This is a genomic window from Paenibacillus sp. UNC451MF, from assembly GCF_000686845.1.
Taxonomy (GTDB): Bacteria; Bacillota; Bacilli; order Paenibacillales; family NBRC-103111; genus Paenibacillus_S.
On the sequence record NZ_JMLS01000005.1, the window covers coordinates 101,672 to 121,772 of the forward strand.

General features: G+C 47.9%; 21 protein-coding genes and 2 tRNA genes. 17 read left to right on the plus strand and 6 right to left on the minus strand.

Features of this window, described 5'->3' with window-relative positions; all coding sequences use genetic code 11:
- The first annotated feature begins 32 nt into the window (after positions 1 to 32).
- Together BP97_RS0109895 and BP97_RS0109900 are read left to right on the plus strand one after the other, a co-directional pair.
- Positions 33 to 117, plus strand: a tRNA-Tyr gene (locus BP97_RS0109895).
- A gap of 8 nt (positions 118 to 125) precedes the next feature.
- Positions 126 to 198: transfer RNA gene (locus tag BP97_RS0109900), tRNA-Lys, on the plus strand.
- Positions 199 to 307: 109 nt separating this feature from the next.
- On the opposite strand, the gene BP97_RS0109905 is transcribed toward BP97_RS0109900, so the two are convergent.
- The 5 genes from BP97_RS0109905 to larA form a co-directional block, all read right to left on the minus strand.
- Positions 308 to 616 (minus strand): MTH1187 family thiamine-binding protein, encoded by a 309-nt coding sequence (locus BP97_RS0109905; protein WP_028548954.1) that lies wholly within the window; start codon positions 614 to 616, stop codon positions 308 to 310.
- A 114-nt stretch (positions 617 to 730) separates the two neighbouring features.
- A complete protein-coding gene (locus tag BP97_RS0109910) occupies positions 731 to 2,302 on the minus strand; it encodes a GMC family oxidoreductase (protein ID WP_028548955.1) in 1,572 nt (523 codons plus the stop codon).
- Positions 2,292 to 2,894 carry a gluconate 2-dehydrogenase subunit 3 family protein gene (locus BP97_RS0109915; protein WP_028548956.1) on the minus strand — a complete coding sequence of 201 codons (603 nt, stop codon included), beginning with the start codon at positions 2,892 to 2,894 and terminating at the stop codon, positions 2,292 to 2,294. The genes BP97_RS0109910 and BP97_RS0109915 overlap by 11 nt, the downstream gene beginning before the upstream one ends.
- A gap of 4 nt (positions 2,895 to 2,898) precedes the next feature.
- Entirely contained in the window at positions 2,899 to 3,261 is a 363-nt protein-coding gene (locus BP97_RS0109920) for a hypothetical protein (protein WP_231506273.1), read from the minus strand.
- A 63-nt stretch (positions 3,262 to 3,324) separates the two neighbouring features.
- A complete protein-coding gene (gene larA, locus BP97_RS0109925) occupies positions 3,325 to 4,623 on the minus strand; it encodes a nickel-dependent lactate racemase family protein (protein ID WP_231506263.1) in 1,299 nt (432 codons plus the stop codon).
- Between the two features lie 216 nt (positions 4,624 to 4,839).
- Here larA and BP97_RS0109930 point away from each other — a divergent pair, with 216 nt between their 5' ends.
- Positions 4,840 to 5,955 carry a PucR family transcriptional regulator gene (locus BP97_RS0109930; protein ID WP_028548959.1) on the plus strand — a complete coding sequence of 372 codons (1,116 nt, stop codon included), beginning with the start codon at positions 4,840 to 4,842 and terminating at the stop codon, positions 5,953 to 5,955.
- A 92-nt stretch (positions 5,956 to 6,047) separates the two neighbouring features.
- Positions 6,048 to 7,172, plus strand: a complete 1,125-nt coding sequence (locus tag BP97_RS0109935) for an ABC transporter ATP-binding protein (RefSeq protein WP_028548960.1) — start codon at positions 6,048 to 6,050, stop codon at positions 7,170 to 7,172.
- Positions 7,173 to 7,373: 201 nt separating this feature from the next.
- Here the strand turns inward: BP97_RS0109935 and BP97_RS0109940 are convergent, their stop codons facing one another.
- Complete coding sequence (locus tag BP97_RS0109940; RefSeq protein ID WP_028548961.1) at positions 7,374 to 8,420, minus strand: YeiH family protein; 1,047 nt, start codon at positions 8,418 to 8,420, stop codon at positions 7,374 to 7,376.
- A 210-nt stretch (positions 8,421 to 8,630) separates the two neighbouring features.
- On the opposite strand from BP97_RS0109940, the gene BP97_RS0109945 reads away from it, so the two are divergent.
- From BP97_RS0109945 to hisIE, 13 genes are all read left to right on the plus strand, one after another.
- Complete coding sequence (locus BP97_RS0109945; RefSeq protein WP_028548962.1) at positions 8,631 to 9,524, plus strand: LysR family transcriptional regulator; 894 nt, start codon at positions 8,631 to 8,633, stop codon at positions 9,522 to 9,524.
- Positions 9,525 to 9,627: 103 nt separating this feature from the next.
- Positions 9,628 to 10,569, plus strand: coding sequence for an HPr(Ser) kinase/phosphatase (gene hprK / locus BP97_RS0109950; protein WP_028548963.1), 942 nt, complete (start codon positions 9,628 to 9,630; stop codon positions 10,567 to 10,569).
- A gap of 37 nt (positions 10,570 to 10,606) precedes the next feature.
- Positions 10,607 to 11,611 carry a prolipoprotein diacylglyceryl transferase gene (gene lgt / locus BP97_RS0109955; protein ID WP_028548964.1) on the plus strand — a complete coding sequence of 335 codons (1,005 nt, stop codon included), beginning with the start codon at positions 10,607 to 10,609 and terminating at the stop codon, positions 11,609 to 11,611.
- A 61-nt stretch (positions 11,612 to 11,672) separates the two neighbouring features.
- Positions 11,673 to 12,338, plus strand: a complete 666-nt coding sequence (gene ppaX, locus BP97_RS0109960; RefSeq protein ID WP_028548965.1) for a pyrophosphatase PpaX — start codon at positions 11,673 to 11,675, stop codon at positions 12,336 to 12,338.
- Positions 12,322 to 12,852, plus strand: coding sequence for an acyltransferase (locus BP97_RS0109965; RefSeq protein ID WP_028548966.1), 531 nt, complete (start codon positions 12,322 to 12,324; stop codon positions 12,850 to 12,852). The genes ppaX and BP97_RS0109965 overlap by 17 nt, the downstream gene beginning before the upstream one ends.
- Entirely contained in the window at positions 12,842 to 13,600 is a 759-nt protein-coding gene (gene hisA / locus BP97_RS0109970) for a phosphoribosylformimino-5-aminoimidazole carboxamide ribotide isomerase (protein WP_028548967.1), read from the plus strand. The genes BP97_RS0109965 and hisA overlap by 11 nt, the downstream gene beginning before the upstream one ends.
- Positions 13,601 to 13,804: 204 nt before the next feature.
- Entirely contained in the window at positions 13,805 to 15,004 is a 1,200-nt protein-coding gene (locus tag BP97_RS0109975) for an ATP phosphoribosyltransferase regulatory subunit (protein ID WP_028548968.1), read from the plus strand.
- A 12-nt stretch (positions 15,005 to 15,016) separates the two neighbouring features.
- Positions 15,017 to 15,652, plus strand: coding sequence for an ATP phosphoribosyltransferase (hisG, locus tag BP97_RS0109980; RefSeq protein ID WP_028548969.1), 636 nt, complete (start codon positions 15,017 to 15,019; stop codon positions 15,650 to 15,652).
- Between the two features lie 72 nt (positions 15,653 to 15,724).
- Positions 15,725 to 17,014: a histidinol dehydrogenase gene (hisD, locus tag BP97_RS0109985; RefSeq protein WP_028548970.1), complete on the plus strand. Its 1,290-nt coding sequence runs from the start codon at positions 15,725 to 15,727 to the stop codon at positions 17,012 to 17,014.
- Entirely contained in the window at positions 17,007 to 17,609 is a 603-nt protein-coding gene (gene hisB, locus BP97_RS0109990; protein ID WP_028548971.1) for an imidazoleglycerol-phosphate dehydratase HisB, read from the plus strand. The genes hisD and hisB overlap by 8 nt, the downstream gene beginning before the upstream one ends.
- Position 17,610: 1 nt before the next feature.
- Positions 17,611 to 18,216 carry an imidazole glycerol phosphate synthase subunit HisH gene (gene hisH / locus BP97_RS0109995; protein WP_028548972.1) on the plus strand — a complete coding sequence of 202 codons (606 nt, stop codon included), beginning with the start codon at positions 17,611 to 17,613 and terminating at the stop codon, positions 18,214 to 18,216.
- Positions 18,217 to 18,296: 80 nt separating this feature from the next.
- Positions 18,297 to 19,055 carry an imidazole glycerol phosphate synthase subunit HisF gene (gene hisF / locus BP97_RS0110000; RefSeq protein WP_028548973.1) on the plus strand — a complete coding sequence of 253 codons (759 nt, stop codon included), beginning with the start codon at positions 18,297 to 18,299 and terminating at the stop codon, positions 19,053 to 19,055.
- Positions 19,052 to 19,741 carry a bifunctional phosphoribosyl-AMP cyclohydrolase/phosphoribosyl-ATP diphosphatase HisIE gene (hisIE, locus tag BP97_RS0110005; protein WP_028548974.1) on the plus strand — a complete coding sequence of 230 codons (690 nt, stop codon included), beginning with the start codon at positions 19,052 to 19,054 and terminating at the stop codon, positions 19,739 to 19,741. Before hisF ends, hisIE begins: the two co-directional genes overlap by 4 nt.
- The last annotated feature ends 360 nt before the right edge of the window (positions 19,742 to 20,101 follow it).

The following is a 20,101-nucleotide window of genomic DNA, read 5'->3' on the forward strand; positions in this document are numbered from 1 at the left end:
GCGTACTGCTAATGCAGAGGGGCCAAACATATGGAGGCTTAGTGAAGTGGCTAAACACGGCAGACTGTAAATCTGCTCTCATCGAGTTCGGTGGTTCGAATCCATCAGCCTCCACCATTTCTTTTGAGTCATTAGCTCAGTTGGTAGAGCACCTGACTTTTAATCAGGGTGTCGTAGGTTCGAATCCTACATGACTCATCCGAAAAAGACCTGTAAGGGTCTTTTTTTTGTTATCTAAAGATGCAAAGAGTAATCAGTGCAGCTTTTACTTAATTAGAGAAGAAAGGCGAATCCGCATAGGATCCGCCTATTTTTTCATTTTCTCTGCCACTGATTTCAGCTTTTGCTCCATGGAAGCAACCTTGTCTCTGCGGTCATCAATCTTGATGGCTGTAGAGACCCGCTGGGCTCCATGGCTGAAAGGTACCTCATGAAGACGACGAATAACCGTCATCAAGTCATCAAGCTCACCTTCGATGATTGTGCTCATAGAAGTCATTTCATAATGAATCGGCTCTACCGCCTGCTCAAGGACTTCCTGAATATCTGCTACATATTGGCTTAAGCTGGGTGTTGCGGTGCCAATAGGGATAATAGTGAATTCCACAATTGCCATGATCTGCTTCCTCCTATCTTAAAAAGGCTTTGTTTGTCCCTTTTATTGTATCGCTTCGCACGTTATGCAGCAAATGAAAGCCTCTTACCTAGGATGAAGAGGGTAAGAGGCCGATTAAAGCTCAAAACGTGCAGCCTTACTACGTATATACTCCGCAGTTCGAGCTGCTAATGCCATGACCGTATTGGTTGGATTACCTGCTCCCGAGGTGACGAATATGCTAGCGTCACAAACAAATAAATTCGGGATATCATGTGTTTGTCCAAATGAGTTTACAACGGACGATTGAGGGTCTTCTCCCATTCGGCAGCCCCCCATTAAATGGGCGGTGTCGGGTACGGTCATTTCCGGCTGTCCTCCGGCCGCTTCTAGAATGGCCTTCATTTTATTCACAGCATGCTGGATTAACCGGCGATCGTTATCACCATAGCTGAATGTCACTTTGGCCCTAGGCAGTCCGTGTTCATCCAGTTCTTCACTTAACGCAATGTGATTGTCCGGATTAGGGAGCACTTCGCCTACCATGGTGGCCCGCCCGTAATAGTTATAGTCGAGCATGATTTGGCGCAACCGAGAACCCCATACAGGGCTAGTAGACGATTGAGTAACCCCACGAGCAAAGCTTACAGGCCTGGCCCCATGAGAGTGTAAAGTATAGCCTCTGATAAAGTCATGCTCAGCTGAGGTTTCATAGAAATCTTGTGTGCTTGCCAATACCGGAGTTCCTTTGTAGAGCCGTATGTCCTCCTTGAACTTGGCATAAACGTCATGGCTGCTGTGAGTCATGATAGCTTTTCCTACCCAGCCGCTACTATTTGCAATGCCGTCAGGATACTGGGCGTTAGCAGAATTTAAGAGAAGCCTTGGGGATTCTACGACATAGGCTGAGATAATGACTACACGGGCCTTCTGCTCATACGTCGTCCCGTTATGGCTGAAGGTAACGCCTGCCGCTTTCCCATCAGGTTTTATCAACACTTGAGTTACCATGCAATCGGCCAACACTTCCGCGCCGGCGCGGATCGCTTTTGGAATATGTATGATGAGAGTGCTAAATTTGGCATTTGGCATACAGCCTTGGTTGCAAAAACCCCTGTTAATACAAGGCGGCCTATCCTCGAAAGGTGCGGAAAGAATAGCTAAAGGTGTAACAGCTGAACGAATGCCGAGTTTTTCACAGCCTTTTTGGAACATGAATGCATTGGGGCTTAGCCTGTCACGTTCAGGATAAGGGTAAGGACCGCGAAAATTGCCCCATGGAAAATGCTTGGGTCCGGCGACGGCAATTTCTTTTTCCACTTTATCGTAATACGGAGCTAGATCCTCATAACGGATGGGCCAGTCCTCGGCAATGCCATCGCGTGTTTTGGCTTGAAAATCCGTGTCATGGAACCGCAAAAATACCCCTGTAAAATGAACTGTACCTCCACCTACGCCTCTTCCGGAATTATTATGCCCCATCTGCAATGGGTCTTCACCGGCGACGATACGTGTGTCTTGCCACCCTAATCGCTGCATGGATAGTTCGTCGCTCGCGAAATCTTTTTGTGGATCCAGAAAAGGACCGGCATCTAGCACGACAACGCTCATTCCGGCTTCGCTAAGTTCTTTGGCAAGAACCCCGCCTGCAGCACCTGCACCTACAATAACGATATCTACTTCTTGTCCTTCATATTTACGCTTCATATTTAGGCTTTGCCTCCCACGGGTCCAATTGTCCGGGGTGCATGCGTACGTATCCACGCGGATAGGCAGGCCCGCCATACCCTATCTCGGACCATACGCGAGGGTGCGAATAGTACGCCTCAGTAGTTAAGCTGAGCAATTTTTGGAAAAATACTTTTTGTGGGACATGCTTCCACACCTCATGTGGCAAAGCATCCTCATCGCTTATGGAAGTCATGATTTGCAGCTGACGTTCCGATTCCAAATGGAAAAAGCGTTCGGTATACAGGAGTTGGCATGAATCATCTAGCGCCTCCAAACCTGCTCTTAATAAAAGGGCTGCGCGAGGGGAGTTTAACTTTCTCTCGCTCTCGATTCCCGATGATAAAGTTCGATCAATATGTTCAATAACAAATTGCATAATTTCTCCACGCTCGTCATCCATCAAAAGAGAACACCAGGTCCGAAGCATTTCCGCCTCCAGCACAGATAAAAATAAGTAATCTCCGCCCGTATGTAGTCTCTCGTTCACAATAGATCGGGTATTTTGATCCCACTCATGCTGTGCTGACATAATATCGTAGGTTGGGTAACGGCTGATTATCTGTTTCATAAAGTCACCTCCAATACATGGCTAGTAAACCTAAAGCGCACATGGCGATAAATAGAACGGGCAGAATGACAGGAGGACCGACTAAAAAGTTGCGCATCTTAAAGCCCCCAACTCTCACGCCAACGCCATGGAAATGAAAATAAAAGCCTACGGAGCCAATGACCACACCCAGCCACATAAGTGCAGTAAACAACAAGAATAGCCACTCGACTCGTACAAGGGCTAGCACAATGCCGGTAAGACTGAACAAAGGGGCGGATATGACAGGCAGCCACATGGACTTGTGATGGAAATTTTGCCGATAATGGGACAGCGTTACTTGAGCACCAATGGCGATAAAGGCAATCCCTACAAATAATATGACCATGCGGTCCAGTGTCCAGTAGTGCCAGTGCTGCACTTGGTTGTCCTCCATTCGTCATGCGTTGTTTTAAGGCAATTGAGGATACGTTAAGGAGCCGTAAGGCATTAGTGCAACGGTTTTCCCCGTAGTGGAGGTAAAATCGTCAAAGACTTGCTGTATATCGTCCGTATGCAGCAATCCAAGCAGTCCAACGATAGGGCGTGGGATAGTTGAATATAAATAAACGCGCTGTTTGGATAGAACCTCGTCCAAATGCAGTATTTTATGGGCGCCGAGGTGAAATTGCTGCTTCAGCTTTTCGACCATTCTTTGACGATCCTTCATAGTTTCGACCCAGAATTGGAAAACTCCGTTACCCAGCATTTCAGAGCATTCCGCTGCCATAATAATAGTACCGCCTGTCTTCGTAAGCATGGAGGCATTACGCAGTGCCTTGATGGCTTGGTACAACTGCAGATCTTTGGGATGTCCCCCTGGTGAAACGACAGTCATATCATAAACATGCTGGACAGGAACCAAAAAACGGGATGAAGCGCGGCTGATTAGCATTTTGTGCGCTGAAAGGACGTGTCCCGCTGCCGCTTCCAGTACGTGCTTTTCATGATTCACGACTACATTGAGCAAAAAGTCTACCGAAAGAAAACGAAGCGCTTCCTCCATGTCTCGATGAATCGGATTATCAGGTTCGCCAGGTACGGCTTTATAATGCTGCGACAAGCTGTGGTTATGTTCAATGCATCTTTGGGAGGCGATTCCCGGAATAAGTGCTTTAATGCCACCCGAAATGCCTACCAGGGCATGAGGCTCGATATTCCCTGTGGCGATCTTAAGATCGGCCTTCACGGCTAATCGATTGATTTCAATCGGCGTGCCTGACTGGCTCGTTCCGAGTAGAATGCAATCTTCAGAAGCGGCTGAATGATTATGTACACGGATTCTTCCGTATACGGCGGCTCCGACCAATTGCTGCATCTCCTCTGGAGTGTGTTTCCGATGCATACCCAAAGCAATAATAATATCGATAGCCTCGTCCGGAATACCTGCTTGATTTAGCTCCTGCAGAAGTGGCGGAAGCAGAAGATGGCTGGGGCAAAGCCGAGTCCCGTCGCTAACCATGATCACTGCACTGTGGCGCCCATCTGCAAGTTCGGATAGTCTTGGTGTTCCGATAGGCTGTGAAAGGGCTTGGGCAATCCGGGTTTGAGAAGTAAGGAGTGAAGCATCCTCCTTGTCTGTACGGTAAGTGATCGTATCCATGGATAGCGTGTCGGGTACTGAAAGAGGTATGGTCGTCTTGCCGTATGGTAAATGGAAAATGGCGTCGGCCTCCTCCGTCAATAATTCGGACAGTTCAATTATTACCAATAGCCTCGAAAATATCCTATGAGTCTTGATCCAATTTGGATGAGCTCAAAGCCAAGGTGAGTACAGGTAATGTTATTCTCATGGCAATAAACAATGAGATAAAGCAGGCAAACAAAAGTAATCGAAGAATAGGATGAGCTTTTTTGTTTTATGCTGCGACTTTTTTTGCTATGATTGAACTATATAGATAAATACACTTACGTTGGGAGTTCGGGTATGGACTGGGAACCGCTAAGGCAGCAGCTTGAACAAATATTTGATGCACCCGTAAGATTGTTGAGATGGACATGGGAACAATGGCTTAGAGAGGCGGATACCGAGGCTTTAGGTAAAGGCGCGCCGCCCAAAAGCTTGCAAAAGGAGCAGCAGCTCGTTTTTTTACTACATAAGGATGGTCAGGATGCTCTTGTTTTAAGTATTGAAACGGATCACATTAATCAGGCGGAGCGTCAATTAGTGGAGCTCATGCTGGAATCCAATCGAACGCAGGAGAAAAAGCCACCCGTCTCAATCAGTGAAGAAGAGCGAAAAGTAGGGATGGTGCGGGATTGGTTCAAGCAGCAGCAGGATTTGGGATTAAGCAATGCGGAGATGCCGGATTCACTCGTTTCACAGCTGTCGCTATATTCCACAAAAATTCCGTTGTTGCTGTACGGCGACTATTCACAGTCTCGAAGAGTAAGCTATCAGGAGCTTAAGAAGCTGCTGGAATCGTTCTTTGATGCGGAGATGATTCTTATTCCATTAATGGATAAGGAATGGCTTATTCTTGGCTCCGAAAAAATGCTGACGATGGATACCAATGACGATCGGGATTATGGAGAGGAAGACAGTATCGAGGATATATTGGCCGCAATTGGCTATGGCTTGCATGAAATGCTGGAAAACGAATGGGTCGGCGACTGCCATCTGGCTATCCATTATCCGATGATGCCTGCCAAGTCGCTCTATACAACGGTACTGCAATTAAGAGAAACGATGATGCTCGGCCGTACTTACCACATGGGAAGCAACATGCATCTTCCATGGATGCTGCAGTTGGAGAAGCTTATAAATCTGATTCCCGAAGGGGAGAAAGCCAGCTTTCTTGAGCGGGTGCTAAAGCGGTTGGATGCAGTGCTAGATGCGGAGACGATGACGACGCTGGAGCAATTTTTTCAACTGGATTGCAACGTTAGCGAAACAGCTAAGAAGCTGTATATTCATCGGAATACGCTATTATATCGATTGGACAAGTTCAAACAGGAGACAGGACTGGATGTCCGGACCTTTAATGACGCGGTTTTGGTCAAGATTGCATTGCTATTGTACAAAGTAACGAAAAGAAAGTGATTTTTTTGTGAAGATTGTGCATAGTCACAAATCCATTCCTACGGTAAGATAACAATATAACTTGATACTAAATTCGTAGGGGGAATAAAACCATGGCAGGTGTACGTTTAAACCACATCGTTAAAAGATACGCAGGTGCTGAAGAAGCGACAGTGAAAGATTTTCATCTTGAAATCAAAGATAAAGAGTTTTTGGTTCTTGTAGGCGCATCCGGTTGCGGTAAGTCCACAACTCTTCGTATGATTGCAGGTTTGGAAGAAATCACTGAAGGCGAACTTTACATTGGCGACCGTTTGGTAAACGACGTTGCACCTAAAGACCGCGACATCGCGATGGTTTTCCAATCTTACGCTTTGTATCCACACATGAACGTGTATCAAAACATGGCTTTTGGTTTGAAGCTTCGTAAATTCAAAAAGTCTGACATCGACGCTCGCGTACGCGAAGCTGCTAAAATCTTGGACATCGAGCATTTGTTGGACCGTAAGCCGAAGGCTCTTTCCGGTGGTCAACGTCAACGTGTTGCCTTGGGTCGTGCGATCGTTCGTGAACCACAAGTGTTCTTGATGGATGAGCCGTTGTCGAACTTGGATGCTAAATTGCGCGTACAGATGCGTGCTGAAATCAGCAAATTGCACAAACGTCTTGAAACAACTATTATCTACGTAACGCATGACCAAACAGAAGCTATGACAATGGGCGATCGTATCGTTGTTATGGATAAAGGGATTATTCAACAAGCAGCTACACCTGAAGAAATCTACAACTACCCGTTGAACATGTTCGTTGCAGGCTTCATTGGATCTCCTTCCATGAACTTTGTTACAGGTTCTTTGGCAGATCAAGGCGGCAGCGTCTACTTCAAAGCAAACGGCGTTAATGTAGAAGTACCTGAAGGCAAAGCAAAATTGCTTCGCGAAAAAGGTTATATCGGTAAAGAGGTTGTTATGGGTGTTCGTCCAGAAGATTTCCACGAAGAGCCAGTATTCTTGGAAGCTTCCCCTAACACAATCGTGAACGCACACATCGAGGTTTCTGAGAACCTGGGTCACGAAATGTTCTTGTACCTGAATGGCATTGGCAAAAACAGCGTAGTAGCTCGTGTTGACGGCCGTGCAGGATTTAAAGAAGGTACGAACGTGAAATTGGCGATCGACATGAACAAAATTCATTTCTTCGATCAACAAACGACTTTGTCTATCCTTGCAAATAACTAATTCATATAGCAAAAAGGCCAGTCATAGCGACTGGTCTTTTTTCGTACTTGTATGTGAGCAGGCGGTGAGAATGGGTGTAGCCCAACTCGGAAGGCAAGTAATTAACCTAAGGGGGCGAATACGGATAGAGGATTATAAACAACAACAGCCCCCTTTTACCCTATAAATGGGCTATAAAGGGAGCTGCTTATTTAAAAGCTTCTAAGCAAGGCTAAGCAAGTGGACTAAAACAAATCCAAGACCAGATAGCAAGACCGATCCGATTAGTCCAGCAGCGAATGATTTCATGCCGAGTCTTCGAAACGTAGCCAGGTCGACTCCCAGACCGAGTCCTGCCATGGCCATAGCAATAAGCATATAAGCTGCAGTAACCAAAGCATTAGCCACAGCTTCTGGTACAATGCTAAGCGAGTGAATACCGCTCACAACAAGAAATCCGAGAATAAACCAAGGAATGGGAATAGATCTCCAAGAAGTTTTGGCTGTGGAGCCGGCCTCTTTACGTTGGGTGCGATTTGCCCAAATACCGATCAATATGGCCACAGGAACAAGCAGCGCAACCCGGGTGAGCTTAACGATAACGGCCATGTCGACAGCTTGATTGCCGCCAGGAGCCGCGGCAGCAATAACATGGGCGATTTCATGCAATGTTGCGCCTGAAAATACGCCATATCCGAGAGAAGATAGGCCCATGACTGGAAATAAGAACGTATAAAGCAAAGTGAATATCGTTCCTAAAATAGCTACGATCGCAGCACCAATCGCTGTCTCCTCGTCCTTTGCGTTAATTTGGGGAGCTATTGCTACAACAGCTGCAGCTCCGCAAATGGCGGTGCCACAGGCGGTCAGGATGCCAAGGCCTTTTTCAACCTTAAACAACCTGGTTAAGCCGTAAACGACGCTCAGCGTAAAGGCGATGACGATAACGGCAAGAAGAAAAACCTTGGGTCCAGCGTTTACGATGTCTACCAGGTTAAGGCGCATACCGAGCAGGATAATTCCAAGTCTAAGCAGCTTTTTGCTCGAGAATTGGGTCCCTGCAACAGCTCTGGTCGGTACGCCAATGGATGCTCTCCACACGATGCCTATTAAAATAGCAATAACCAGCTGTCCCATTATGTTTAGGAACGGAAAGCCAGCCAAATATTTTGCTGCCAGAGCAATCAGCAGGGTTAAAGCGATACCGATCATGAAACCGATCCACGGTTTGCTTTGTTTTTGAGAGGATAGCGCTTGTGCGTGATTCATGGTTGTATCGACTCCTTCTACTATGACTTGCCTCTAACTATAAGATGAGCAGAATGAAAAGTGAAATACCGATATGCTATGCGTACTATTAGGTATTGTTATTCTTGAAGTAAGATTTATACGGGATTGTTACGGTCGAATGAAAAGGATACAATGAAGTACAACAGGGTCGGATTGTTTTGTGCAGTTCAGACAGCAGAGGAGCAAGTCATGGTAGTAGATACATTAAGAGTGTTTGTAACGGTAGTAGAACAAAGTCATTTCTCGAGGGCCGCTGAATTGCTGAATCTATCTCAGCCAGGGGTCAGTTTGCATATACGCAACCTGGAAAATGAATTCGGCACCAAGCTCATTCACCGTTCCTCCAAGCATGTGAAGGTGACGGAAGCGGGTGCTATGCTGTACAAGCAGGCTAAGCAAATGCTGGCGCTTTACGATAAGGCGAAGGAAGATATACGTCAATTAAGGGATGAGGTAGCCGGTACATTGAAGGTAGGTGCAAGTTTAACCATTGGGGAATATGTACTGCCCCGATTTTTGGCTGAGTTCACCTACCAATATCCGCAGATTGATATCAGTGTCACCATTGCCAATACGGAAGAAATCGCTCAAGCGGTTCGTGCCAACGAGTTGGATATCGGAATGGTTGAGGGCAAGGTGGTCTATGATGAAATCGAACTGCAGCCTCCTTTTATGGCAGATGAAATGGTTCTGGTAGCACCAATGGATCATGCACTTTGCAATGTTAAAAAAGGTGTCGATTCAGAGCTTCTCCAGGATCACGTATGGGTGCTCAGGGAAAGTGGATCCGGGACAAGAGCATTCAGCGATCAGTTTATGGAGAAATCGGGCATCCAGATGAAACGCTCCTATGTGTTCAACAGCAGTCAAGGTGTTAAGGAAGCGGTTGTTGCAGGGCTTGGTATAGCCATGCTGTCCAAGTTGGTCGTGCGTAAGGAGCTGCAAGCTGGGGAATTATGCAGCATTTTGGTGAAAAATACCCGGTTAGTTCGGGATTTTAGGATACTTCAAGATAGAAAGGCAGCGGCGGAAACGATGGCAGCCAAAATGTTCATTCAGAAGCTTAGACAATTTCAATTATAGTCACACGAAAAACTTCATTAGCGAAATCCCAATGGTTGGTTGATTTATGCTTGTATTTTTTATACGATGGGATTATTGGGAAAACGAAGGAGACGGAACAGAGATGCCTAGAAAAGTAAAAGTATCTGACTTGGTTGAAGAGTTTCACCTCGAAGTGATTTGCGGTGAGGGCGGTCTCAAACGTCCCATTACTGTCGCTGACTTATATCGCCCTGGGCTGGTTATGGCAGGATTCTATGAATTTCATCCTACAGAACGGGTGCAAATTCTTGGGAAAACAGAGCTGACCTTTTTTGATGGCTTGTCATCTGAGGAACGCATGATCCGAATGAGAAAGCTAAGTGAGCCGCAGGATACGCCTTGTATTCTAATCAGCCGAGGTCTGGATGTGCCGATAGAGCTGCTGGCCGCAGCTAACGATTTTCAAATTCCAGTTTTGCGTACTAAAGTGTCAACCACCATTCTAGCTAGCCGAATTACTGGATTCCTAGAAAATAAACTGGCGCCTTCCACTACGATTCACGGAGTTCTAGTAGACGTTTATGGAATCGGAATGCTCATCTCGGGCAGCAGCGGTATCGGTAAGAGTGAAACCGCGCTTGAGCTTGTTAAGCGGGGACATCGCTTGATTGCTGACGATGCAGTTGAAATTCGTCAAACGGCGGATCATATTTTAAACGGAAACGCACCAGAGCTCATACGTCATTTGCTCGAAATCCGTGGTGTCGGCATTATCAATGTGATGACGCTGTTTGGGGCGGGGGCAGTCCGCAATGTAAAGAAAATATCGGTTGTTGTTAAGCTGGAGACATGGCAGCAGGAGAAACAATATGATCGCCTTGGACTGGATGAGGAAACAACACGAATTATCGATACCGATATTCCTTTAGTGACCATTCCGGTTCGTCCGGGACGTAACTTGGCGGTTATCATTGAAGTGGCGGCGATGAACTTCCGTTTGAAACGGATGGGTTACAATGCAGCGCTGCAGTTTACGAACAAGCTGACCGAATCACTGTCGGAAGATATCGACGATATGGAATAATTAGAATGCTTGGCCATTCGTATTGAGGAGGAGCAACATGTTTCTGGCAATCAACCCCATTGCTTTCGGCATAGGATCTCTGCAGGTTCATTGGTACGGAATTATATTGGGCACAGCGGCGCTAGTTGGCCTGCTGTTGGCTATTCAAGAAGGAAAACGGTTCGGGATGAACCCTGATTTTTTCATGGATTTGGTGCTCTTAGGTGTTCCTTCAGCCATCATCGGAGCGCGAATTTATTATGTAGCGTTCAAATGGGAAGATTATAGAGACAATTTGTCTGAAATTATTAAAGTATGGCATGGCGGGATCGCTATATACGGCGCGTTGATCGGTGCGATTATTGCTGCTCTCATTTATGTTCGGAGAAAAGGATATTCGTTCTGGCGTATTGCCGATATTTGCGCACCGGGATTAATTGTTGGACAAGCAATCGGACGTTGGGGTAATTTTATGAATCAGGAAGCTCACGGTGGACCGACCAGCGAAGAATTCCTGCGTAACTCCTTGCATTTGCCTGATTTTATCGTAAATCAAATGTTTATAGACGGGCAGTTCTACCATCCGACCTTCTTGTATGAATCGTTGTGGAATATTGTAGGGCTCGTGCTGCTCTTGGTACTGCGCAGAAGACCTTTCTTGCGTGCGGGCGAGCTGTTTATGAGCTATTTCATCTGGTATTCCATTGGCCGCTTCTACGTGGAAGGGCTGAGAACGGATAGCCTGGATTTTACAGGTCCAGATTGGTTGGCTTCCTTGATGAACGGTTTGTGGGCGCCAATGAATTGGATGGGCTTCGAGTCAGGATTTATGACCTACGGCGGTAATGTAAGAATTTCGCAGCTGCTGGCTGTGCTTATCGTCATTGCAGCGTTCATTCTGATTTTGATCCGCAGAAAGACAGGGGCCGCTTCAGTGCGTTACGCGGATCCTATTGAACGTTTGAAAGGGAAAGATACTCAGGACGGTCAACAAGGTGGCCCAACAGATGCGGTGGAATCGTCATCGTCGGCTAAACCGTCGGATCCCACGACTGACCATTAAGAAGAGAGGCGAGCCACTTTGGCTCGCTGTCTAATGACAGCATGATAAAGGAGCATGAGTGATGATTCATACGATGTTATTTGATCTCGACGGTACGATACTCGATACGAACGAGCTCATTATTCAGTCATTTTTGCATACGTTTGATGGAATAACGAAGGAGCCGGTAACCAGGGAGCACATTATTCCCAATATGGGACGGCCGCTCGTAGAGCAAATGCAGTTTTTTTCTGGTAGAGATACTGTAGATGATCTGGTTCAAAAATACCGTAGATTCAATATTGAAAAGCACGATGCATTAGTAAAGGAGTTCCCTGATGTTCGTGAGACGCTTGGCCGCTTGCATGCCGCCGGCATCAAATTGGGTGTTGTGACGAGTAAGGTAAGGGTGACTACGGAGATGGGCTTGAAGCTCTGCGGCATTTACGATCTTTTCGGAGCAATTGTTACGGTCGACGAAGTACAGCGAGCAAAACCGGATCCTGAAGGAATACGCAAAGCGTTAAAAGAGCTTGGATCTGACGCTAACGGCGCGTTAATGGTAGGTGACAGTCATTATGATCTGGAGGCGGCTCATAATGCAGGGATTCCGTCCGTAGGCGTCGCCTGGTCATTGAAAGGCATCCCGTATTTAAAACAGTATAATCCAACCTATATCATTGATGATATTAAGGAACTGCTTCCTATTGCAGGAGTCGAGGAGAGTTCGATTGAGAAAAACCGATAGATTTTCGGTCGAGGGACCGAATTCGTTGTGGCAAATGTACCGAACCGTTAGCTTTTGGAAGGCGGTCCGCAATTTTATTTTTATACAAGTGACTCGGTATGCACCCTTCTTGTCCTTTAAGCGCTGGATTTACCGCCATGTGCTTGGGATGAAGGTGGGGGAGCATACCTCCTTTGCGTTAATGGTGATGGTGGATGTGTTTTTCCCGGAACGGATTGAGGTCGGCAGCAATTCTATAATCGGATACAATACAACGATATTGACGCATGAATATTTAATTAAAGAATACCGAATTGGAACGGTCCAGATTGGTTCTAACGTGATGATTGGAGCGAATACAACGGTGCTGCCAGGAGTAACTATCGGTGACCATGCTGTAATTGGAGCAGGCTCGGTCGTGCACAAGGACGTCGCTCCGTACAGCTTTGTAGCAGGCAATCCGTTGCGTGTCATTAGGGAAGATGTGAGAGAGGGACAATTGAAAGAGGGGACGGGAGACGACAGTGAAGTTTAGACCATGTATCGATCTTCACCAAGGAAAGGTAAAGCAAATTGTAGGAGAAACTTTGAATACAGGCCAGCAGGGGGTTGTCGAAAATTTCGTTTCCGAACACGACTCCGCTTATTATGCTGAAATGTTCAAGCAGGACCAGCTGTTGGGCGGCCACGTCATTATGTTAGGTGGCGGCAATGAGGAAGCGGCTGTGAAAGCGCTGCGCCGGTATGAGGGAGGCCTGCAGATCGGCGGTGGCATAACATCGGAGAACGCGTCTCATTATTTAGAGCAAGGCGCCTCGCATGTTATCGTAACCTCTTACATTTTCCGTGATGGAGAGCTGAATAACGGTAATCTCGACAGCATCGTATCCGAGGTTGGAAAAGATCGGCTGGTTATCGATTTAAGCTGTAAGGAAAAGGACGGCAAATGGTACGTTGTAACGAACCAATGGAAAACCTTCAGTAATTTTGAGCTGACTTTGGACAACATTCGGTATTTGGAGCAGTTTTGCGACGAGTTCCTCGTTCACGCAGTGGATGTGGAGGGCAAGCAGTCCGGTATTCAACAAAGCTTGGTAAGTCATTTATCCCAATGCGTGACGATTCCTACCACCTATGCGGGAGGAGCCAGATCCATGGAGGATATGGAGCTGTTCCGTTCACTTTGTGCAGGCAAGATGGATATTACGATCGGAAGTGCTTTGGATATTTTCGGCGGTAAATTATCCTACAAGGACGTCGTAGCTTACTCCAATAAGCAATAGCAAATTAGCACCGGTTCGTGTTGTTTGACGCTAGGGAAGAGTATGATTTTTTTGGTCATTTTTTGCCGTGTATTCATTGACGCCACAGGTGTTCGGTGGTACACTTACGATTACATTCTTTATTTTGGTAGTATGGTAGCATATTAGCGGACTAAAGCGTATATTATGGAAAAGACGACTGTTACTATTAGGCGGGTGAGATCGGTGTCGAAACCAAAAGTGTTTGAAAAACCGACCGGAGTTAAAGATTATCTTCCAGAGGCGGCAGCAAAGCTCCGCTCTATTGAAACCAATGTACTTCAATGCATGGAGCGTTGGGGTTATTCTGAAATTATAACGCCGACGTTGGAATTTTATGATACGGTTGGTGTAGCCAGCTCTACAGAAGATCGTAAGCTGTTTAAGCTGCTCGACCGAAATGGAACGACGTTGGTTATGCGTTCGGATGTAACGGCTCCCATTGCACGAGTCGTGTCTTCGTTATTAAAGGAGCAGCCTTTGCCGATTCGATTGTCCTACCATGCTAATGTGTTTAGGGCTTTTGAGGCGGAAGCGGGAAGGGATGCGGAGTTTTTCCAAACGGGCGTTGAGCTTGTAGGGGATGCTTCTTCGGAATCCGATGCAGAGGTTATTGCTCTAGCTATTGCCAGCCTGCAATCAGCGGGTGTTGAGCAATTTAAAATTGCGCTGGGCCATGTGGGCTTCTTAACCGGACTGTTCAATGAAATGCTCCAGGAACGCATCGAAGCACAGCAAGCCTTAAAGGAATGCTTACTGAATCGTGACTATGTGGGTTATAGGGATACCATTAAGTCACTTGGATTGACGGCTGAGGTGCAGCAGGAGCTGGAAGGTATCCTTCGTCTGCGAGGCGGTCAAGAAATATGTGCTCAAGCGAAACAGGTCGCTCGCGATCCGATAGCTCAGCAATCCATTGAACACTTGTGCGAAATTTGGGATGTGCTGGAGGCTTACGGAGTCAGCGAGCATGTACTTATAGATTTGACCATGATCGGGGACTTTTCCTATTACACCGGTATGACATTTGAGGGCTATGCCGCAGATCTAGGCTTCCCGGTATGCAGCGGTGGCCGATACGATAATTTATTGACTCAATTCGGTCGCCCGGCACCGGCTACAGGCTTCGCTTTGAAGACGAACCGCATATTGGAAGCTGTGAGCAAACAGCCTATCGAAACTCCTGCTAAAGTATTGATTGCTTACACCGCTTCTAAACGCGGAGAGGCTTTCACAAAAGCACGTGAAATGCGCTTGCAGGACGGTATTATGATAGAGACGCGCTTGATACCAGACAAATTGAATGAATTCCAGGCGGTTCGCAAGGACGATGGAACGTTCTCCGTGAACGGGGCCATTTATCATAACGTCATCGAGTTTGGATAAAGGAGCATGGATATGCAGGATGTATTGAAAGTGGCGATGCCCAAAGGGCGTATATATAAACAAGCTTCCAAACTGTTTCGTGAAGCGGGATTTCCCATTCAAGACGATATGGACGATTCTCGTAAGCTAATTATTCCAGTACCTGAAGCCGGGCTGGAATTCATTATGGCTAAACCGGTCGATGTAGCGACTTATGTGGAATATGGTGTTGCCGATATCGGTGTCGTAGGTAAGGATGTTCTCATGGAGGAAAACCGTGATGTATATGAGCTGTTAGATCTAGGCATTGCGCGCTGCCGGATGTCGGTAATCGGCCTTCCCGACTGGAAGCCGGTGCTGAATCCGCGGGTTGCGACCAAATATCCGAATGTGGCTTCGCAATATTTCCGGGAACGTGGCCAGCAGGTGGAGGTTATCAAGCTGAATGGTTCCATCGAGCTTGCTCCATTGATTGGGCTTGCTGATCGGATTGTAGATATGGTGGAAACCGGACAGACGCTGAAAGAGAACGGACTGGTCGAGCAGGAGGAAATCTTCTCGATTACTAGCCGATTGATTGCCAACCGGGTCAGCTACCGGATGAAGAACGAGTCGATACAGGTGTTATGTGATAAGCTACAGCAATTGATGGCATCCACAGGGAAATAGTGAGATATAAGAGTGCATCAGAGCCGTTTAAAAATAAGTTGGTTCAAAGTATCAGCAGAGGGGGATATCGTGATGAAAATGATGCCGGCAAGCGAATTTGCGCTTCAGCGTGAAGTGGAATACGGCTCGGAAGAGCAAAACGAGCGGGTCAAAAGCATTATTGAGAGCGTGCGCAGAGAAGGCGATGCAGCGTTGAAACGGTTCGCTCAGCAGTTCGACAAAACTACCGTCGATGAACTGCGCGTTAGCGATGCGGAGATTGAGGCTGCTTACGCGAAGGTTGACGAGAGCTTCCTCACCGCGATTAGGGAGGCGGCGGATAACGTACGGCGCTTCCATGAGAAACAGATGCGTTCCTCCTGGATGGATTTGCAGCCGGACGGCAGCATCCTAGGACAAGTGATCCGTCCGCTGCGCCGGGTAGGCTTGTATGTCCCTGGCGGCAAAGCGGCCTATCCGTCTTCCGTGCTGATGAATGCTATTCCGGCACAGGTAGCGGGAGTACCGGAAATTGTGATGGTCACGCCTCCGGCAACCGCCGGTGTTGAAGGAATTGATCCTCACATTCTGGTAGCGGCTGCGGAAGCTGGTGTTAAAGAGATTTATCGTGTCGGAGGAGCACAAGCGGTAGCCGCTCTGGCCTACGGCACGGAGTCGATCCCAGCAGCAGACAAAATCGTTGGTCCGGGGAACATCTATGTAGCCTTAGCGAAACGCTACGTGTTCGGAGCGGTGGACATCGATAGCATCGCTGGCCCGAGTGAAATCGTAGTGCTGGCCGATGAGTCGGCCGAACCGGCTTATGTAGCCGCTGACCTGCTGTCACAGGCTGAGCACGACGAAATGGCTTCGGCCATTCTTATTACACCGTCACAGACGCTTGCAGAAGCGGTACAGGCGGAAGTGGCACGCCAGCTGGAGACGCTGCCGAAGCGGGACATCGCATCGCAATCGATTCGCGATTACGGAGCCATCCTCACGGTAGCCAGTCTTGAGGAAGGTGTTCGTGCTGTCAATCGGCTTGCGCCTGAGCATCTGGAGATTATCGTGAAAGAGCCGTTCCAGTACTTGAGCGCTATTGAAAATGCAGGTGCCATCTTCCTTGGACCTTACAGCTCGGAGCCGGTGGGAGACTATTTCGCAGGCCCGAACCATGTGCTGCCGACCAATGGAACGGCAAGATTCTCTTCCCCATTGAACGTGGATGATTTCATGAAGAAATCCAGCGTTATTTATTACAGTAAAGAAGCGCTGTTCAAGAACGGGGATAAAATTATAGCATTAGCCCGTCACGAAGGGCTTGAAGCCCATGCAAGGGCGATACAAATACGACTCGAGAAAGAAGGGGACTCCCGTGGCTGATCAACAAGCGACTCGTTCGGCAAACATTGCCCGCAAGACGAATGAAACGGACATTCAACTTAACTTTAACGTAGACGGCTCCGGTATTTCAGAGCTTGAGACGGACGTGCCGTTCTTAAATCATATGCTCGACTTGTTTACGAAGCACGGGCAATTTGACCTTCAGGTTAAGGCCATCGGAGATATCGATATCGATGACCATCATACAGTAGAGGATATCGGGATTTGCTTAGGCTCTACGCTGCGCGAAGCTCTTGGGGACAAGAAGGGGATCAAGCGTTACGCTAACGTATTCATCCCGATGGATGAAGCTTTGGCTCAAGTTGTGATCGACATCAGCAACCGTCCGCATTTTGAATATCGTGCGCAGTATCCGTCGGCTCAGGTAGGAAGCTTCTCGACCGAAATGGTTCACGAATTTTTGTGGAAATTTGCGTTGGAAGCCCGCATTACCCTGCATGTTATTGTCCATTATGGTCAAAACACGCATCATATGATCGAAGCGATTTTCAAGGCGCTCGGCCGCGCGCTGGACGAAGCGACGAGCATCGATCCGCGCGTGAAAGGCGTGCCTTCCACGAAGGGAGTGCTGTAGCATGATCGCCATTATCGACTATGGCATGGGCAATCTGCACAGCGTGAGCAAAGCCGTGGAGCGTCTTGGCTATGAAGCGGTTATCACCTCCGATGAGCAGCAGATCATGGCGGCAGATGGCGCCATTCTGCCAGGCGTAGGCGCCTTCGGCGATGCGATGGAGCATCTGCGTGAATCGAAGCTGGACGGAACGGTGAAGCGTTATGCAGAGACCGGTAAGCCACTTCTTGGTATCTGCCTCGGCATGCAGCTGTTGTTCAGCCGCAGTGAGGAACACGGCTCTAATGAAGGTTTGAACCTGCTGCCCGGCAGCGTGGTTCGTTTCCGCGGCAGCTACAAGGTGCCGCATATGGGCTGGAACCGGCTGCAATTCGTGCAGCAGAGTCCGCTGTTCAAAGGGATTGAGGAAGGTCATGTCTACTTCGTCCATTCCTTCCATGTTCAACCGGAACAGCCATCGGATTTGCTTGCGACCACGGATTACTATCAGCAGGTGACAGCTATTGTCGGACGGAACAACGTGTACGGCATGCAATTTCACCCGGAAAAGAGCGGCAGCATCGGTATGCAGCTGCTCGGTAACTTTCTTGAACTATGCAAGCGTTAGTCGGTAGTTCTGACTCATACGGTATCAAGTCATAGCTGTAGTAGTGAACAAATTTCATGGGAATGGGGGCATACGAACAGATGCTTGCCAAACGTATAATTCCTTGCCTGGACGTAAAGGACGGGCGGGTTGTCAAAGGCGTTAACTTCGTCAATTTGCGCGATGCAGGTGATCCTGTCGAGCTGGCTGCGATCTATGATCGGGAAGGTGCCGACGAGCTTGTGTTTCTCGACATCTCCGCATCTGTCGAAGGCCGCGCGACCATGGTCGAAGTGGTTAAGAAAACCGCGGGTGAGATCACAATCCCATTTACAGTGGGAGGCGGTATCTCTAGCGTGGATGATATGAAACGGCTGCTTCGTGCTGGAGCGGACAAGATCGGGATTAATACCGCTGCAGTCAAAAATCCGCAGCTCATCTCCGATGGCGCACGCCGTTACGGCTCCCAGTGTATCGTAGTGGCGATCGATGCCCGTTATAACGAGGCATGGGGAGAATGGGAAGTATTCACCCATGGAGGCCGCAACGGTACGGGGATTAAGGCGCTGGAATGGGCGAAGAGGGCGGAGCAACTGGGTGCAGGTGAAATCCTGTTAACCAGCATGGATGCCGACGGAACGAAGGACGGTTTCGACCTTAAGCTGACGCGCGCAGTGTCGGAGCTTCTAACCATTCCTGTCATCGCCTCCGGCGGTGCGGGTACGAAGGACCATTTTTACGATGTGTTTGCAGAAGGCAAAGCGGATGCGGGATTGGCCGCAACGATTTTTCATTATAAAGAGCTTACTATCGATGAGGTTAAGAGCAACCTCAAACAAAAAGGGGTCGAAGTGCGATGAGTAACGTGGGAAACGAACAAACAGCCGAGCTTTCATGGGAAGAGCTGACTGCTGCTATCAAGTGGGATGCACGGGGCCTTGTACCTGCAATTGTACAAGATGCGGCGAGCAAAGACGTTCTGATGATGGCATACATGAATCAGGAATCGCTCAAGCTGACGCTGGAATCCGGGGAAACTTGGTTCTGGAGCCGCTCTCGCAGCGAGCTGTGGCATAAAGGTGCTACCTCCGGTCATACGCAAAAGGTTCGCGCCCTGAAGTATGACTGCGACGGTGACACGCTTCTCGTACAGGTCAATCAGAACGGTCCTGCCTGTCATACCGGCCGCTACAGCTGCTTCTACAACAATGTTCCTGTGAAGGATCAAGCGACTTCCGATGAGGCGGCAGTTGCGAACGATCGTTTCTCTATGCTATCCAAGCTGGAGTCGGTTATCGCACAGCGTGAAGCGGAGCGTCCTGAAGGGGCTTATACGACCTACCTGTTCGAAAAGGGCATCGATAAAATATTGAAAAAAGTCGGCGAAGAGACAGCCGAGGTCATTATCGCAGCGAAAAACCGTGATAACGACGAGCTCCGTTACGAATCAAGCGATTTAATCTTCCATTTAATGGTACTTCTGCGAGAAGCTAAGCTCCCATTGGACGATGTGATGCGTGAACTGGACAGAAGACACAAAAAATAACCGAAACCACCCGACAGGCCTCAGCGTAAAACTTAGTAAAGCTGGTTTTTTTAAAGAATATCAGCTCGCTGCAGGCTCTTGACCGGTGTAAAGCCGTTATAGCAAAAAGGGCATGGAGCGCAAGGCTGACCGTTCAACGAGAAGCCTTCAGCTTGTGCCCTTGCTCTGTGTAATAGAGGGAGAGTCTGTCAGACGAAAAAATCAATGCTCAAAATGCACCTTATATTGGAAAAAAACGCGCTGTTATGCACTTTATCGCCTTTTTTTCACGGAAATGCCTTTTTATAAATTGAATATTTTCATGTATACTGGGGTTGTGGACATTTTTATTGTATAATGACTTTTGATGTTATAGATGCA

What these genes read in the sequence shown, in the direction of transcription:
- BP97_RS0109905 (WP_028548954.1), bottom strand. Translation starts at nt 616, where the DNA reads ATGGCAATTGTGGAATTCACTATTATCCCTATTGGCACCGCAACACCC.
- BP97_RS0109910 (WP_028548955.1), bottom strand. Translation starts at nt 2,302, where the DNA reads ATGAAGCGTAAATATGAAGGACAAGAAGTAGATATCGTTATTGTAGGT.
- BP97_RS0109915 (WP_028548956.1), bottom strand. Translation starts at nt 2,894, where the DNA reads ATGAAACAGATAATCAGCCGTTACCCAACCTACGATATTATGTCAGCA.
- BP97_RS0109920 (WP_231506273.1), bottom strand. Translation starts at nt 3,261, where the DNA reads ATGGTCATATTATTTGTAGGGATTGCCTTTATCGCCATTGGTGCTCAA.
- BP97_RS0109930 (WP_028548959.1), top strand. Translation starts at nt 4,840, where the DNA reads ATGGACTGGGAACCGCTAAGGCAGCAGCTTGAACAAATATTTGATGCA.
- BP97_RS0109935 (WP_028548960.1), top strand. Translation starts at nt 6,048, where the DNA reads ATGGCAGGTGTACGTTTAAACCACATCGTTAAAAGATACGCAGGTGCT.
- BP97_RS0109940 (WP_028548961.1), bottom strand. Translation starts at nt 8,420, where the DNA reads ATGAATCACGCACAAGCGCTATCCTCTCAAAAACAAAGCAAACCGTGG.
- BP97_RS0109945 (WP_028548962.1), top strand. Translation starts at nt 8,631, where the DNA reads ATGGTAGTAGATACATTAAGAGTGTTTGTAACGGTAGTAGAACAAAGT.
- hprK (WP_028548963.1), top strand. Translation starts at nt 9,628, where the DNA reads ATGCCTAGAAAAGTAAAAGTATCTGACTTGGTTGAAGAGTTTCACCTC.
- lgt (WP_028548964.1), top strand. Translation starts at nt 10,607, where the DNA reads ATGTTTCTGGCAATCAACCCCATTGCTTTCGGCATAGGATCTCTGCAG.
- ppaX (WP_028548965.1), top strand. Translation starts at nt 11,673, where the DNA reads ATGATTCATACGATGTTATTTGATCTCGACGGTACGATACTCGATACG.
- hisG (WP_028548969.1), top strand. Translation starts at nt 15,017, where the DNA reads ATGCAGGATGTATTGAAAGTGGCGATGCCCAAAGGGCGTATATATAAA.
- hisD (WP_028548970.1), top strand. Translation starts at nt 15,725, where the DNA reads ATGAAAATGATGCCGGCAAGCGAATTTGCGCTTCAGCGTGAAGTGGAA.
- hisH (WP_028548972.1), top strand. Translation starts at nt 17,611, where the DNA reads ATGATCGCCATTATCGACTATGGCATGGGCAATCTGCACAGCGTGAGC.
- hisF (WP_028548973.1), top strand. Translation starts at nt 18,297, where the DNA reads ATGCTTGCCAAACGTATAATTCCTTGCCTGGACGTAAAGGACGGGCGG.
- hisIE (WP_028548974.1), top strand. Translation starts at nt 19,052, where the DNA reads ATGAGTAACGTGGGAAACGAACAAACAGCCGAGCTTTCATGGGAAGAG.